At 33.7% G+C, this 16438-nt stretch carries 9 protein-coding genes and 2 pseudogenes; 5 read left to right on the top strand and 6 right to left on the bottom strand.

The features are described from left to right. Nucleotides 1–237 precede the first annotated feature (237 nt). Nucleotides 238–1314 carry an ankyrin repeat domain-containing protein gene (locus LEP1GSC059_RS14980; RefSeq protein WP_017214016.1) on the top strand — a complete coding sequence of 359 codons (1077 nt, stop codon included), beginning with the start codon at nt 238–240 and terminating at the stop codon, nt 1312–1314. 250 nt (nt 1315–1564) lie between these two features. On the opposite strand, the pseudogene LEP1GSC059_RS14975 reads toward LEP1GSC059_RS14980, so the two are convergent. Continuing rightward, nucleotides 1565–1771 (bottom strand): annotated as a pseudogene (locus tag LEP1GSC059_RS14975) (hypothetical protein); the annotation flags it as partial. 647 nt (nt 1772–2418) lie between these two features. On the opposite strand from LEP1GSC059_RS14975, the gene LEP1GSC059_RS14970 reads away from it, so the two are divergent. Continuing rightward, nucleotides 2419–5433 (top strand): DUF2339 domain-containing protein, encoded by a 3015-nt coding sequence (locus tag LEP1GSC059_RS14970; protein WP_020981024.1) that lies wholly within the window; start codon nt 2419–2421, stop codon nt 5431–5433. Between the two features lie 1010 nt (nt 5434–6443). Here the strand turns inward: LEP1GSC059_RS14970 and LEP1GSC059_RS14965 are convergent. From LEP1GSC059_RS14965 to LEP1GSC059_RS24900, 4 genes and pseudogenes are all read right to left on the bottom strand, one after another. Continuing rightward, nucleotides 6444–6701, bottom strand: coding sequence for a hypothetical protein (locus LEP1GSC059_RS14965; protein ID WP_002180247.1), 258 nt, complete (start codon nt 6699–6701; stop codon nt 6444–6446). A 625-nt stretch (nt 6702–7326) separates the two neighbouring features. Beyond that, complete coding sequence (gene mltG / locus LEP1GSC059_RS14960) at nt 7327–8343, bottom strand: endolytic transglycosylase MltG (protein ID WP_002180168.1); 1017 nt, start codon at nt 8341–8343, stop codon at nt 7327–7329. 48 nt (nt 8344–8391) lie between these two features. Continuing rightward, nucleotides 8392–8955: a phosphoribosyl-AMP cyclohydrolase gene (locus tag LEP1GSC059_RS14955; protein ID WP_002180232.1), complete on the bottom strand. Its 564-nt coding sequence runs from the start codon at nt 8953–8955 to the stop codon at nt 8392–8394. Nucleotides 8956–9908: 953 nt separating this feature from the next. Next, nucleotides 9909–10749: pseudogene (locus LEP1GSC059_RS24900) on the bottom strand (hypothetical protein). A 196-nt stretch (nt 10750–10945) separates the two neighbouring features. Here LEP1GSC059_RS24900 and LEP1GSC059_RS14940 point away from each other — a divergent pair. From LEP1GSC059_RS14940 to LEP1GSC059_RS14930, 3 genes are all read left to right on the top strand, one after another. Beyond that, nucleotides 10946–11416 (top strand): nuclear transport factor 2 family protein, encoded by a 471-nt coding sequence (locus LEP1GSC059_RS14940; RefSeq protein ID WP_020980998.1) that lies wholly within the window; start codon nt 10946–10948, stop codon nt 11414–11416. A gap of 225 nt (nt 11417–11641) precedes the next feature. Further along, the gene (locus tag LEP1GSC059_RS14935; RefSeq protein WP_017214009.1) at nt 11642–12430 is read left to right on the top strand and encodes an alpha/beta fold hydrolase; all 789 of its coding nucleotides are present in this window, start codon (nt 11642–11644) and stop codon (nt 12428–12430) included. A gap of 15 nt (nt 12431–12445) precedes the next feature. Beyond that, nucleotides 12446–14539: an ATP-binding protein gene (locus LEP1GSC059_RS14930; protein WP_002180175.1), complete on the top strand. Its 2094-nt coding sequence runs from the start codon at nt 12446–12448 to the stop codon at nt 14537–14539. 445 nt (nt 14540–14984) lie between these two features. Here LEP1GSC059_RS14930 and LEP1GSC059_RS14925 read toward each other — a convergent pair whose 3' ends face one another. After that, nucleotides 14985–16091, bottom strand: a complete 1107-nt coding sequence (locus LEP1GSC059_RS14925; RefSeq protein WP_017214008.1) for a catalase family protein — start codon at nt 16089–16091, stop codon at nt 14985–14987. Nucleotides 16092–16438 lie beyond the last annotated feature (347 nt).

Raw genomic sequence — 16438 nt, 5'->3', positions numbered from 1 at the left:
GATCCATCTTCACGAGAACAATCGACCTCAAAATAAGGCCTGGATCGCACTTAAAAGATTTGTGTTTTCGAAATAAGTTCATTTTCTTATGAATCAAAATAACGTTAAGCAGATGCAAAAAAGAATGAACAAAACCCTATTTTTATTTATTAGAAAATTTTACGCCGGACTTACAGATATGAGAATACCAAAACAGATTGAATCGGAGCAATCTAATGTAATCGAGAACAATAGAAAATGAAAATCTTGTTCAGAATGATGATAACGATCTCGATGGCCGCTCAGATGGATTGTGCCACAATCCTAATGCTTCAAGAAGCCCAAATTTTACCCACACCCGTTTGGTCCATGGCAAGATACGCAGATAAAACCATCTCTCCGCAAGTGTCTAAAAATCGTAGCGCCTTGGATCCTCCTCTCTGGATTTATCCAGGGATACGACTCTACTGGATGATTGGTATAGATAAGAATTTTCCTTTTAGTATTATTGATCTTCCTTTGTCCTTCTTGGCGGATACGATCCTACTTCCTATTACGATTCCGTTGACGATATATTACTATTCGAGAATCCCTGAGGCCTGGGAGTCAGGTCTTCTGATCGGAAGTATCGAGAACAACGATCTATCCGGGGTTCGCCGTTGTATTGAGACTAGCGCCGCAATTGTAAATTCTACATTCATTGGTCCGTCTCCATTGTATTTTGCTATTAAGAAAGAGAATGTTGAAATCGTGAGACTACTCTTAGAGAAAGGTGCAGATGTACATTTCCAAAACAACGCCATCTATGATAAATCTTTATTATATTTTGCTATTGAGAAAGAGAACGTTGAAATCGTTGAGCTTCTTTTAGAGAAAGGCGCCGATGCAAATGAAAAGATTTGCGATCTTTTTCGTCGTTGTAATTATCTATTCTTCAACCTGATAGAACGTTATTCTAATCTTCCGCCAAAAAATGATAGAAGACTCAAAATTATTAGCCTGCTCTTAGAAAAAGGAAGAGTCAATGTCAATGCTACTTTGGCGGAAGACGGGCGTAGTCCTCTACACTACGCAGTAGAGAATAAACACAACATTGAAATTGTAAAGCAATTAGTAGAACACGGCGCCAATGTAAACGGTAAGAATGTTTATCAGCAGACCCCACTGTATGATGCAAGCTCGAAAGAAATTGTGCAGTATCTTTTGCAACAAGGCGCAGACCCAACCGTGAAAAACGGCTCTGGGGAAACCCCTCTGGAACGTGCAAAATATTTAATGAACTTGGACAGAAAAAATAATTATGATGCGCTCAGGTTTCTTGAAGACGCTCCATAGCTTGCCGGAGGTAGTACGGATATTTTTAGCAAATTCATTTTTAAAAGGTCTTGGCTTTCTATTTACCTAAATATCTATCACAAAGTGTAGTTTAATGGAAATTCGGCATAATCCAATGCGAGAAAACTCAGCAGAACACTCTCTATGGATCGCGTTGAACTCAGCAGAACGCTCTCTATGGATCGCGTTCTAAATTGAAACTAAAAACGATATATTGCATAACGTTTCCTATATACAATTTATTAATCAGTTTTGAAATCTCCAAAACAGAACGCCCGCAGGGTTCCGCATATTTTGCAAAATATAAACGATCCAAAGAATTTTCGGAAACGGAATCTATATTGACTTCATTTCCAAATTTGTTTTTAGAAAAAAAATCTTTAAATCGATCACAGCCCCAAACAAAACATACAAATAGCATAAAAAAGTAGATACGTTTTTTTAAATTAAAAGTCATTACAAACCTCATTTTAACTTAAAGTTTTCGTTAAACAAGTAAGTCAAATTTGATTTCTTAGTTTTGATTCTATTTTATTAAAGATCCAAAAATTGCGAATATAAATGTTGATAGTTGATAAGACAGAACGCGGAACGTATCACGTTGATCTCAAATAGCTAAAAAACTTTTCATAAAATAAATTTCATTTTATGGCGACACCGAACTATGATTTCATGATAAATTACTGAGAATTGCATAATAGGTGCTTTTACTACTCGGATGGATGAAAATATTTTTTTCCAAAAAAATTAAAAAGTGAGATTTTCTTCATAAAGCTCTGAATTCCATGATAGGTGCAATTTTTGAGAACTTCTATAGCTTCGCAAAATCGTCCATTCATTTTGGGTACGGTTAGTAAATGACGATTTATCCACAAATTTAATAATCTATTACGCAGACGTGAATGACATTCAACGTTATTCTCTCTTGTGAGATTAATACTTTTAATATTACCTTCTTATCAAATATAAAAGTTATCTTTCGATTTTTTTAAATTTTACAAAGGCCTTTTTATTTTAAACTACAACACAGATTAACTCGGCGAATTTTTACTTTCAATTTTAAATAGGGAATTACAATTGAACCGCCAAATAAGCAGGTGTTCCTTGGACTTAAAGAAAATACAAAAACGTTTAGATGAGTTGGAAGCGGAAATCCTATCTCTCAAAAAAGAGATTTCAACTCATCCAAACATTTTGGAATCAAACGAACCTTCATCAACGTTGGAAATTCATCCAACCGTTTCAGAAAAGATTCCTAAAAAGAGAAGTCCGGAATGGGAACTTTTTTTAGGTGGAAACTTTTTAGGGAAACTAGGTTTATTCTCTATTTTGCTTGCAAGCGTATGGTTCATCAAATACGCCTTTGACAATCGTTGGGTAAACGAGTCTGGTCGAATTTTAATCGGCTTATCAATTGGTTTTGGAGTTTGTCTTATAGGCATTCAATTAGCTCGAAAGAAATTTCGGATTTTACCCGAATCGGTTTTAGGAGCTGGGTTTTCAATCGTCTATATCAGTTTATTCGGCGGATATTATTACTACGATTTATTCTCTCTTTCGGAAGCATTTTTATATCTTTCTTTGTTAAGTGTATTTTCTTCTGGTTTGGCCTATTGGATTCGAAAGGAAATTTTATATATTTTTGCGTTGATCGGCTCTATTTTATCACCGGTATTGATCTCACAAGGAGAAAACTCCTATCAATTCTTATTTGGATATTTAGGTTTTTTAAATATACTACTTTTCTTAATTTCCAGAAAAATACCTTGGATCGTATCTTCCTTTTTCCTATTGAACGCTAATTTTGTATTGTATTATTTTTGGGCGATAAAAAACGCCAACCAAAGCAGCTTTACTGTTCCATTTTCATTTATTAATATTACATATTTATTATTTGTTTACGGAAAAATTTTCTTCTTTCCAAAACTTTTACAAAAAAGCCAAAACTCAGGTGGAATTTTTCCTCAATGGAATCGGATATTTTATCCTATCTTTCTAATTTTAAATTCCCTAAGTTTCGGATTTATGGGATATATACAACTACAAGAATCTTATCCGAAATTCGGTTCCCATTTTATATTGTTTGGCGCCATTCTTTTTTCGTTATGGATTTTGTTAGGTCGGAAAAAATCCGAATCTTTTGACCCATTACAACTTGAAATATTTGAAACGATTCATTTGTATCTTCTTTTAGGATTCACCTTGGCGGCTCTTTTAGACTTTTCGGAAGGGAACTGGCTTACTTTTTCCTGGATCACTTTTGCAGGAGTAGTTTCTCTTTTGAGTTCAAAATACGGAAATATACATCTCCGATACGTTTCGGCCAGTTTTTGGATCATAGCATTGTTCAAATTGTATTTTTTCAATCCGATGGACGACGTAAATCGTTTGTTTTTGTTAAACGAACGATTTGCTTTATACTTTCTTTCTTCCTTATTTCTTTTCGGAACTTACTACATTCAAAAAAATAGGGGCCCATTCTGGTCCCATCAAGGATTTATCTATATGGGAATATTTACTTTTATTTTAGGCACTCTGATAGACGTTTATCATACCGTCCATAACGAACACTATAGAAATTTAGGATATTCTTATGTTCTCGCCTTTTATGCAGCCGTATTTTTATTTATAGGATTTAAATACTCTTTTCGATCCCTTCGAATCGCGGGATTCATCGTTACGACCGTGTTAGTTGGAAAATTCTATTTTTATGATATATGGACGATGAGTAAAATCGTTAGAATTATAGCCGGATTTACCCTGGGCGCTGGTTTTATTCTGGTAAGTTTATTTTATCAGAAGTTTAAGGAAAAGATTATAAACTACCAAAATACCTCAGGGTTATTACTACTTTTATTAGCAACATTCGCGTCCTCTTTCCCTTTAAACGCGGAGAAGATCGACACAAAAGGATATCGGTATTATAAGGAAATCCAAATACCAAAACTTTCCAATAAAGCTGGCAATGTTGGAGAAGAAGAAAACCTATTTTACCAAAAAATAAAATTAGACGAGGACATCGTTAGACATTCCGGAATCAACGATAGAAGGATTGTTCATAATGGTAAAACGATTCCTTTTATCTCTAGAAACGTAATGGGAGCGTACGAAGGAGGAGAAAAAAAAGTAAACCTACTTTTCCAAGAAAAAGACGAAGACATGAATAGTATTTACGTTTTAAAACTTCCTAAAATTCCTTCTAAAACGAGATATAAATCCATAGTCGCAAAAGGTCCGGGAGAATACGAAATCAAAGGGAGAATCTACTTAGGGGAAACTTTAGAAGATTGGAAACTAGATTCCGACTTTACGATCTATAGTTATTACGGAGGAAATGTATCAAACGAAATTAAATTCAACTCGGATGATGAAAAATTTGTTCGTATCGAGATTGATCAGAACCCCTCCAACATAAATTTAGAATTTACTAAAGTTCTTTACGAATCCGTTTCCGAAGAAATGGAATTCAAAAAAACCGTAGAAAAATCCGATTTAGAGTTCGGCTTTAATTCGGATAATAGATCCAGCGTATTCTATTTTAGAAATCCTATGAAAGTCCCGATTCATAGAGCTTTGTTATTCATCAAGGAAAAAAAGTTTGAAAGAAAATTGAACATATTTTTTAAAAATTCCTCTAAAGAATTTGAACTATTAGGAGACGGAGCAATATTCTATAAACAGAATGGATCATCGGATACAAATTTAGTTTTTGCAAAACCGATTTCTTCCGAATTAAAAATAGAAATTTTTGACGGAGACGACGATCCTCTTACATTAGAAAAGATGGAAGTTTTTATTCTTCAAGAAGAAATAATATTTCCTCTAAAGTTAGAAAATGATTCAGAGTCGATTCAAAATTTAAGAATTTATTATGGAAATCCTTACGCATTTTATCCAGAGTTCGACTTTGAAAAAACTTTTTCGGAATCTACATATCTAAACGAAGCTATCATTCAAAAAGAACATGAAAATGAAAATTTTGGTTATTCAATTGGAGAACCTCCTGTTTCTACTTGGATCATTCGAGGTTTCTTTTTTTTCGGTTTAACTATTTTGGCTTTTTTAACCTATAAAGTCTTTCGTTCTAAAACTTTAGATTTAGAGGGACCGGTTATATAACCAACGGTTTCGAGTTAGATACAATTTTTTAAGAACTTCTGTATTTTTGTAAAATCGGTCATTCATTTCCGGTACTTTTTATTCGCCCAAATAACGATTAGAGAATTATTCTTTTTGAATTTGATAAGGGTTTTCTTATAATGAAGTTAGCCAAAACCTTTAAAATGTGAAAACTCATACAAAAATTTAACGATGTAGAGTTCACCAATTACGGGATCTGACAGTCTTTGTAGGAACTACTATATTTTACTAAAAGTTTCTAAAAAATGATCACGCAAATTTTTTAAGGTTTTGCGACCACTTTCATTAGAGTTGTTGAAAAATTCCATAGTTCAGATCCACAAAACTGCTTCAATCGACCGTTCCCATAAAACAGAAACCTATGGAGAATTCATTGTTCAAGAACCTTATTATTTATAAAAAATTTAATTATTTAGAATATTCTAAATAATTAAATTTTACCAAATAACGTAAATTAACGCGAAAGGGATCAATGCGGGGGAACTAAAGCAGAACGCTCTCTATGGATCGCGTTAAACTCAGCAGAACGCTCTCTATGGATCGCGTTAAACTCAGCAGAACACTCTCTATGGATCGCGTTAAACTCAGCAGAACACTCTCTATGGATCGCGTTCTAAATTGAAATCTACGAAGATAAGTCGTATAACGTTCCTGTATGCAATTTATTAACCAGAGCAGAGAGCCCGGTCCGGCTGCCTGTGGCAAGCCGGATTCGCCCAGTTTTTTTATGCCGAACTCAAGTTAAATAACTGCCTAAAATTCCCAAAGAAATGAATAAATTCAGTCTTTAGGTTTGAAAAAACTGATTAGATGATATTTATAAAAAGACTCGACCAATAAAAACAAGTAATTTCTATAATGATTCTTTCAAAAACTTTTGAATTCAACTGATCTATTGTTACGAAAATTCTTATTTAAAAAATAAAACGAATTTTTGATTGGATGATATTCACAAAATAGCCGTTTGGTGATGAGACCATTTTCTAATTTCAAATTGATTGATTACGAACCAAAGAAGCGCTGATCCGAAGTAGATTATTTTTAATTCTTCTTTTTTGATCTTCGGTTAAAAATATTTCCTTCTTTTCAGCCCTTTGAATGACTAAGTCTGCTTTGGTGACAAACTCAATTGCCGCGTCGTCTAAAGATTCCCGATTTTTTTGTTTTTCCCGAAAAACATCTAAAGCTTTTTGAACTTCTATTAGTTCCCGAGCTACGTTTTTGATTTCTAGATCCCGAGTTGGCATTTTATTTTTCCTGATCGATTTTAAGGAACCGATCACCTTACTTTTAAATTCGTCCCTACAACGTTTTTTGTACAGTAAATTTTTTAATCTGAGTTAGAACTTTGTTGCAACCTATTTTAAAAGGATTCAAATGTTCTCAATAAATACAAAATACTTTTAAACCGTCTAACGTAATAATTTGACACAAAGGCGTTAAAAAAATATTTCGAGAACAATAGTTACTACAACTTAGAAATAAAATTGCGCGTTAGTCAGGTAAGTTTTAACAATAAAACAACAAATAATTTGAAATTAACTCGCACTCTACCCCAATCTACAAACGCAAAAACTTTAGTTTTACAAAAAATGTGGGAGCTAATACAGAAAACTCCTTATAAAAACCTCGTTTAAAACTTCAAACAACATAACAAGACGTAATTTGTGGGAACTATTACAAATTGCGATTTTGCAGATGAATTTTGAAAATATAAGAACTCATACAAAAACCATAACAATATAAGAATATTTAAAAACTATAATGCGACGGTTTCTGTGGGAACTCATATTTTACCAAAGATTCAAAAATGATTGATTCTAAGTTTTTAGACAAACTCTTATACAAAAGTTTGAAGATAAAATCCATTAACTAATCGTAAAGTACGTCAATATACTTCTTTTTGGCTTCTAAGTGTTCTTTGAGAGATTTCGCGAAATAGTGATAACCATCTCCCTTTAAAAGAAAAAACAGATAATCGGTTTCCTTAGGATAAAAAGCCGCTTCCAACGCTGGAAAACCAGGATTAGAAATTGGCCCGGGAGGAAATCCTTTATTTAGATACGTATTATACGGAGATACTATCTTGAGATCTTTTTCAAAAATCCTACTATGAGGTTTATCAAAAAGATATTGTATCGTTGCGCAAGATTCTAAAGGCATATCCTTTTTTAAACGATTGTTAAAAACTCCTGCCATAAGAGGTCTTTCTTCGTTTCGTTTTGCCTCTCGTTCTACTACCGAAGCAAGAATTACAAATTTATGAAGTTCTAAAGGAGAAAGATTTTTAGATTTTTCTATCTTTGTAATTCGAACGTAAAATCTTTTAATCATCATTCGAACAATTTTATCAACCGGATAATTGATTGGAACGCTATAAGTTTCGGGAAAAAGATAACCTTCTGCGGAAGTAGATGGAATTTTGAACTCTCTCAATAATTGAGATTCACTGGCAGCGAGTAAAAAATCCTGACGTTTAGAAATAATTTTTTTAGAAACGAGTAAATCTCCGATCTGTCTATTGTTATAACCTTCTGGAATCGTAAAATTTACGAGTTTGACTTTTCCTTCCGTAATTACTTGTAGGATTTTTCTAGAATCCATTCCGTCGTTAATCTCATAAAGCCCTTGTTTGATCTTGCCAGCGCTACGAGTAAACCGTACTAAATAAAGAAAATATTTGGAAGACTTGATCATTCCATGTGTGGATAACGTTTCTACAATCTTTCCGGAAGTATCTCCAGATTCGATTAGAAGTTCCATTTTATTTTGACCAGATCCAACCGCACCTCCTTTGAGTTCGTCCACAATAAAAAAAGTAACGGTCGCAATTAAAAGCAGAACTCCGATAGTAAATCCGGAGAAAATCAAAAATTTCTTAATATTCATAAATCCATTTATATCCTTCGACAGGTTTCCAAAAGGCAAAATACAATTTTAGTTCTTTTCTGGAAGAAAATTTCTTGGGACTGAGAGTAGTTTCCAAGTATCCCCTTCTATTCTCTCTCTAAAAAAACAACTGTAGTAACCTTCATGGCAAGCAGCCACCTCTTGTTCCACTTGATAGACTAAAAAAGAACGATCCCTAGGAGATAAAATTTGAAATATTTTTTGAGTATGTCCCGAAGTATCTCCCTTTTTCCAAAGTTGATTTCTAGATCGGCTAAAGTAATGCGCGTATCCGGTTTTTAAAGATAAAGTTTGACTTTCTTCATTCCCAAAGGCTTGCATAAGAATCTGACCTTGAAGATCGATTGCCACAACCGGAACTAAGTCATTTATTCCTGAGGAAATTTGTTCCGTCGTTTTTTGAAAATCTAATGGTACAAAATCAGTATGTAAAAATAAAACCGTGTCTTCATCACAATCCACTTCTTCTCGAAAACCTTTAGGAAGTGTCTTTCTATACTGTGGTAATTTTTCTTCCATAATCCGAGCCAGAGATGCAATCGACTTGGTCGGTTCTTGTATTTTTAAAATTGTAATTTCTCTAGAACTCATCTTCGTTTTTTCAGACCCACTTGTACCTTTCTAAATTATAAGGAATATTTAAAAATTTGTAATGCGACTTAATCTATGGGAACTCTCACAAATCTATATTCTACGGTAAAACTTTGAAATGTGAGAACTCCAATATTTTAGTCTTTAAAAAAGGAACTATTTCATTATAAAAAGAACAGTTTCCACTTTCTAGTAAGCTCGTTCTGCGACAACTCAAACAAGAACTACCAAAATCTATACATGTGGGAACTCACACAAATCCGAGTTTTACAAAAGGGAACTTTTTTATGATTGTGATGGCCGCAAAACAGCGATTTTACGCAAAAATTTGATTGGGACGGTCATCTTTTTTTAGATTTTTATAGAAGTCTCAATCACAAAAATCCGTTCAAAACCAATAACTAAACAAACTCAGTGTCAGATTTTTATTTTATGAAACTTAATTTTTCCGTAAAAATAAAATGCGGGAACTCACACTAATTCCAATCGCGAAAAATAAGTATTTAAATATTCGTAATGTGACAAAATTTGTGGGAACTCTTACGTTTAGTATTTGTCCCAAAACCTAAAAGAATTCTATGCAATCATTCTTTAGAAATTTTTAATAAAATAATAGCTCCTACAATTAAATCACATTTGGTAATTTGCGAACTTTCAAGCAGTTCTAATCTCGTTCAATTTTCGTAATAGTTCCCACATTGGACGGTTTTGTGACAAGTTCTCCGTATAAACTTCGATTTTACTGATAGATAAGCTTTTATTTTATATCTAAAAAAGTCGATTATGATACAGCAAGCACCATCAAAGTTCAATTTTGTCGACAAAAACAAAACTTTCCTATTTGAAGCTAAAAAACGATCCAGCATAAACTTCAGCAAAGTTACCCAACTCATAAAAAAATATATTAAAATAATAGAATATATAGTTTCTATAAAAAACCTAATGACCTAAGTTTAACGCGAAATAATCCACTTTCTATCAACCTTTGAAAAATACAAAGGTATCGAAAAACCTTTCGCTTTGTTCGTGATCGGGCTATAACCAGATTGAGAAGTTACAGTGATTACTTTTTGATCCGAGATTAATTGATATTGAAGTTTTTTAAAATCGATCTTATCCAGTTTTCCTTCGATCATTTTGAAAATACTCTCTCGAATCATCATTTTGAAATTCTTTATATATTCTTCAGGTGAATCGTAATAGGCGCGGGCATATTCTTTTGTTTTGAATTCCAAAAGTTTTTTTCATGTTTCCTTTGAAGTACATTGTGTAAATCTACAATACGCTTTTAAATTTTCTCCTTATCTGTTTCGGTCAATTGGATTTTTTCCGCAACTTTCCAAAGCTCACTTCAGTCGGAGTAAAAATAATTTCCTGTTCTGCCGGAGAAAGATTCCCATCCCATTCAAAACCTGTAATTTTTTGTCCGTCGCTTGCCAATTGTTCTTTCTGTGCCAGATAAAGAATCGCGCTTAAATATGGGACAGGTTCATCCATTTTTCTTTTACGGATTCCTTTGATCTTGATTTTGTTTTCTCCGGGAAGAATCCAAACATTCATACTAACTTGCCCAGCTACGTTTTCCTTTTTAGATTCTGAAAGGATCGTAATACCGTTAAATTCTATAGAACCAATCACACCGTCTTTAGAATAAACAAGTGAGTAATCCCCACCAACTTGCACTTGTGCATTGGAAGGAGTAATGAAAACGAATAAGAATAATAACCAAAGACAAAAGTTTCCCAACAATGCTTTAAAATGAAAACAAGAAAACCTGCAAATAGAATTGTCCATTGAATTCTCCATAAGATTATCCAATTATAATTTTAAAAACGAATTGTCAATTCTTGAACGATTCTTCGACAACTTTCCGAACCAAACAAAACAAAACAAATTCAACTCGAAAAGCAATTTACAAAATGTTCGGTTCGATTTCACTAACGGAATCCGAAACATACAAAATCGATTAAAAACAAATGAGGAAAACGTTATGAAATCAGCCGCAGAAATAACCAAAGAATTTTACGAAGCTTTTCAAAAAAAAGACGCAACAAAAATGGGAACACTCTATTCTGATTCTGTCATATTCAACGATCCAGTTTTTAACAATCTTAACGCAACCGAAGCCAGAGGAATGTGGCAAATGTTGATCTCCAGAGGAAAGGATCTAGAGTTAAAATTCGGAGAAATTCAATCGGAAGGAGATACCGGAAAAGTTACCTGGGAAGCATATTATACATTTTCAAAAACGGGAAAAAAGGTGCATAACGTAATTCAAGCAGAGCTAGTTTGTAAGGACGGAAAGATTATAAAACATACGGATCGATTTGATTTTTATCGTTGGTCAAGACAAGCTCTCGGGCTTCCGGGTTTATTGTTTGGTTTTTTACCTTTTCTTAAAAACAAAATTAGAACAGAAGCCAGAAAAGGCCTAGATCTATATCTTAAAAGACAAAAATAGATCAAAGTTTATAACGATTCAATTCATCATTGGAAAAACATTGTTATAAGTTAGTCGCCTTGACTTAAAAGTTTCATTTTAAAATGAAAGCACACTTAATGTTCTTTCACCAAATCATAAGAATTTTAAAAAAGGATTAGATTAAAAAATTCAAAATTACAGTCGTATCTAGTAATTGAAAAATTCTATAAATAATCACAAATATTCTATGATAAGAAAAGATTTATGCAAAAAGCGTCTAACCACAACTTAAAAATAATTGGTTCTGGAAATGAAACCATCGTATTCAGTCACGGATTCGGTTGTGATCAATCTACTTGGAACAAACTCATTCCTCATCTAAAAGATTATTATAAACTTGTACTTTTTGATACGATCGGTTCCGGCAAAACCGATCCTTCTCTTTTCAGTGCAGATCGTTATTCTAATCTTTATTCGTATGCAGAAGATCTAATTTTACTTATGGATGAAATCGGAATTCGAAATTCTTTTTACGTAGGACATTCCGTCAGTGGGATGATCGGACTTATAACTTCGATTCGTAGACCGGAACTTTTTTCTAAACTTACTTTTATCAGTGCATCTCCACGTTATTTGAACGATACAAATTATAATGGTGGGTTCGAACAAAAAGACTTAGATCAACTTTTTGCGGCAATGGAAACAAATTTTTTCTCTTGGGCAGGTGGGTTTGCTCCTATCGTTATGGGCAATCCAGATCGTCCCGAGTTGGCTCAGAGTTTTGCAGAATCACTCAGAGAAATACGTCCGGACATAGGACTTACCGTTTCAAGAACCATCTTTCAATCCGATCATAGAAAAAATCTAAATGATTGCAAATTGCCGGTTCTCATCTTACAACCTTCTTCGGACATAGCAGTTCCGATCGAAGTAGGAAAATATCTCAGCGTAAACATTCCTCAGGCAATTTTTAAATCGATTCCTGCTACAGGGCATCTACCTCATTTCAGTTCTCCGGAATCTGTACTTAAAGAGATTAAATTGTTTTTTTAAGTTTCCAAAATTTGAATGAATGAGTCCTCCAATAAAATTTTTACCGATAAGATCAACGAATTCTATAAACGTTCGTTTGAACTTTTTTCAAAGGGATCTTATTTGGAAGAGATGGACAAATTCTATTCCCTTTGTAAAAACACTTTACATGCAGATTCTATAATTCTTTTAGAAAGCAGGGATTCATTATCTATTAAAATTGCCGAGTCTCTACCTAAATTCGATTTTTCTATAAATCAGACAAATATCAATTTATTGTCCATTTCTTATTCCGAAAACCGACCCGTTTTACCGTATACAATGATGCGCCAAGAAATTAAATTCTCCAACTTTGATGCTCTGGAAGAAATTAATTTTGAACAAATGATTGTATTTCCAATTCCGAACGCAAATTCAGAAGACCAAAGAAAATATATTCTTTTATTTTTATATTCAAAAAATACGGAACATTTATCTGAATTTTTAAAAATCATCCAGGAATTATCTCCCAGGATCTATGAAATTTTTTCAATCAGAAACAAAGAAATTCTGCTCAATTCAGTTCATTCCAGATTGGATTCTATTTTAAAAACGATACCCCAACCAATTATCTTTATGGATTCAAGAACCGGAAACACCTGGATCAACGAAAGTGCGGCAAAACTTCTTTCTATTTCTCATGGAGGAGACGTTTCTTCTTGGAAAGTTTCCACTTCGATGACCGAGCTGATACAATCCGCAGTAAATCAAAAGGAAATTTTTTTAGAAATAAATCAAAATTTATCCGATCCGAATTTGGAAAAATTTTCTACCCAATGGATCTTTTCCAATCCTGAAAAAAAAGTGTTCGAAGTTGTATGTGTTCTTTTACCGGGTAAAACCGCTCCGGGAAGACTTTGGTTTTTCGAAGACATCACTTCTTTTCATTCGCAACAAGAAACATTAGCTTTATTGAATCAAGCTTTGAAAGAAAAAAGTGAAATCGCACAGCAGGAGAATCAGGAAAAAACAGTTTTTATCTCTAACATCAGCCACGAAATCAGAACTCCCATGACCGGAATATTAGGAATCACCGAATTGTTGTTAAATACTCCTTTAAATTCAGATCAAAAGGATTATTTGGAACTTATTCAAAGAAGCGGTAATAATCTTCTTAAAATCGTAAACCACTTGCTTGACTTTTCCAAAGCGGACACTGGTAAAATCGAATTAGAATCCATTCCGTTCAGCATGCAGCAATTATTAAACGATCTTGTTTCCCTTTTACGTACGGAAATTATTAAAAATAAAAATGAATTGAACATACTCATTCCTCCCAACTTTCCAAAATTACTCAAAGGAGATCCTGTCAGAATCGGCCAGATTCTTACAAATTTAGTTTCAAACGCGACTAAATTTACAAAAGAAGGAACCGTCGAAGTCGGATTTCATATATTAGAAAAAACGAATACAGAATTGAGTTTCAGAACCTGGGTTTTTGATACCGGAATCGGAATCCCTCCCACAAAGTTCAACTCCGTGTTTGAACCTTTCGTTCAATCCGACAAATCCATCACAAGACATTTCGGTGGAACTGGATTAGGTTTATCGATTACTAAAAAACTAATCGAATTGATGGGAGGTAAAATTTATGTGGAAAGCCAACCTGGAATCGGAACCAAATTTTGGTTCGAACTCAAATTGGAAATTCCAGAATCTATAGGCGAAGAACTCTCTTTTGCAGATTTTGAAACCGAAGTTATAATCAATGAACCGGATCTCTCCCGTCTAAAGGTTTTGATCGTAGAAGACAATCCGATCAATCAAAAACTTCTCGGTAGAATTTTGAAAAAGAAAAAAATAGAACCTTATTTAGTAGAAGATGGAATGGAAGCGATAGAAAAAGCGCGAAAGTTTCATTACGATTTGATATTTATGGATATTAATATGCCGGGAATCGACGGATTTTCCGCAACGGAAATTATCCGTAAATTTCCAAAAGGAAACTCAATTCGGATCGTAGGACTTACAGCAAACGCCGCCCCTGAAATTCAAGAGATCGCGACCCAAAGAGGAATGGATAATCTACTTACAAAGCCGTATAACGTTTCTCAAATAGAAGAAATTTTAAATCTATTTGAAAAACGTTAATTTTAAACTAACATGAGTTTGGCGTAAGAAAATTAGGGCGAATCCGGCTTGCCACAGGCAGCCGGACCGGGCTCTCCGCTCTGGTCAATAAATTGAATACAGGAAACGTTATATAATAATCTACTTTAGTTTTTCAATTTATTGACCTCGCATCGATCCCTTTCGCGTTCATTCGTTTTATTTAGGAAAATTTAAACTTTTAGAATATTCTAAAAAATTAAATCTTTTACTGATCTCTATAAAATAGGTACCGTTAATTTTATCACAAACCACTGATTTTATACAAAATATTAGGTACTTTATTATATAGTTCTGAATAACATCAAAATCTTAAAAAATCAGAATCATTTTAATTGCTAAACTTCTGTGTAAAGTTCCAACATTTTCAAAGTTTAACCGTAATTTGTATAAGTTCCCCCATTCTAAGATTTTAAAACGAGCCCTATTATTCGGTCGGTTCCAATTGTCTTATTCCATTTTGTTCGTGTCTATATTTTGCAATCGTTTCATATGCAACTTTTCGAATGCGATTAATTCCTCCTAAAGGACGATGTTCAGCCAAAGAATGCCAAGGATTTAACGAAAGATTCTCACAAAAACGATCCTGCTCCGGAGTTGCAAACTCTTGTTTAGTAATTTCTAATCTAGCGACTGTAATAAAAGGAGAATCCTTTTCATTCCAGTGAACAGCCGGGTCTTCAATCGGCATAGAAATCGGATTTCCCTGTTTCTGAATCATAAATTCAAAACAAGCGGATTTCTCATTCAGATGGGACATCATCGTTTGACGTAAATAATTCTCCGCCGGATTTTTTGGAATTTCCAAATTTTTTGTTTCGCAAGGTATTGCGGAATATTTTACAGCACTGATTTCATTTCCTAGACGATACGGAGTTGTACTCCAATAACGGATTTCTAAAACGTCTGGAATTTTTTTTCTTCGAATTGCAATCGATTCCTGCAAAGCGGTCAACTTCCAGTTCCAAGGCATTCCTCCAAAAAAATAAGACATCGGTTTTTTAGCAAACGCAGCTTGAAACAGAGCCAGATACTCATCCGGCGCACCTACGGGAAGAACGGGATGATTGATTAGTAAAAAATCCTGGGTTTTATTTTCGTCCGCAGACAGTTTAGATCCGTCCACACCTAAAAGTTTAATTCCCATTCCTCTAATATCTCCTTCTTGATCCGGCTTTTTTGTAATGGAACCATTTGAAAATCGAATCCAAGCCGAATAGGTTTTAGGAGATTTGAATATTCCGAATTTAAATTCTTCCGGAATAGAAGAAGATACCATAAAATTAGCTCTGACACAGCCGTGTGCAAACGGATGTGCGTCCCGTTTAACTTCGCCTGGTTGATACTTTTCTTTGAGAGAAGAAGCCAAAAGAGAAAGAGTTTCTTCTGTGGTCTTTTCCTCACCTGGAAAAATAAATTCTGCCCCAGGTTTTATATCCTTGGGTATAGAAACCCTAGGACCTTGTCCGATCCAATAAAGTAACAGTAGTAAAAGTAAAATTCCAAGTGTGACATATACGATTTTTTTTCCCATCATTGATACCCCGATTGATCTGAAAGACTCAAATCTTAAATTTTAAAAAATTCTCCCGTTTTATTTTTACAAAATAAGAATTCAAGCTCTTTATCTTATAATTCTATGTATCAAAAATTAACGGTCGATTTTACCAAAGATACAAAAGTTCTCAAAAATTACGTCTAATTCGAAATTGTTGCTTTTTTGAAGAAAATCCATATTCTAATTTTTTGAACAAATACATCAGAGTATATTTATACGGCTTTGTAGTAAATTGCGGCAAATCTTTTCTGCGAATTTTGTTTTAGATAGATAAAGACGCATAACGCGTTTAAGGAAATTAAAACCTAATTCTCAAATAAACT

Origin of the sequence: Leptospira noguchii serovar Panama str. CZ214 (assembly GCF_000306255.2) — a bacterium.
In the GTDB taxonomy this organism is placed as follows: domain Bacteria; phylum Spirochaetota; class Leptospiria; order Leptospirales; family Leptospiraceae; genus Leptospira; species Leptospira noguchii.
Note: the sequence above shows the minus strand (reverse complement) of the source record. Positions and strands in the feature narration are given on the sequence as shown.

Coding starts and splice junctions, on each gene's coding strand:
- LEP1GSC059_RS14980 (WP_017214016.1), top strand. CDS start 238: ATGAAAATCTTGTTCAGAATGATGATAACGATCTCGATGGCCGCTCAG.
- LEP1GSC059_RS14965 (WP_002180247.1), bottom strand. CDS start 6,701: ATGCCAACTCGGGATCTAGAAATCAAAAACGTAGCTCGGGAACTAATA.
- mltG (WP_002180168.1), bottom strand. CDS start 8,343: ATGAATATTAAGAAATTTTTGATTTTCTCCGGATTTACTATCGGAGTT.
- LEP1GSC059_RS14955 (WP_002180232.1), bottom strand. CDS start 8,955: ATGAGTTCTAGAGAAATTACAATTTTAAAAATACAAGAACCGACCAAG.
- LEP1GSC059_RS14940 (WP_020980998.1), top strand. CDS start 10,946: ATGAAATCAGCCGCAGAAATAACCAAAGAATTTTACGAAGCTTTTCAA.
- LEP1GSC059_RS14935 (WP_017214009.1), top strand. CDS start 11,642: ATGCAAAAAGCGTCTAACCACAACTTAAAAATAATTGGTTCTGGAAAT.
- LEP1GSC059_RS14930 (WP_002180175.1), top strand. CDS start 12,446: ATGAATGAGTCCTCCAATAAAATTTTTACCGATAAGATCAACGAATTC.
- LEP1GSC059_RS14925 (WP_017214008.1), bottom strand. CDS start 16,091: ATGGGAAAAAAAATCGTATATGTCACACTTGGAATTTTACTTTTACTA.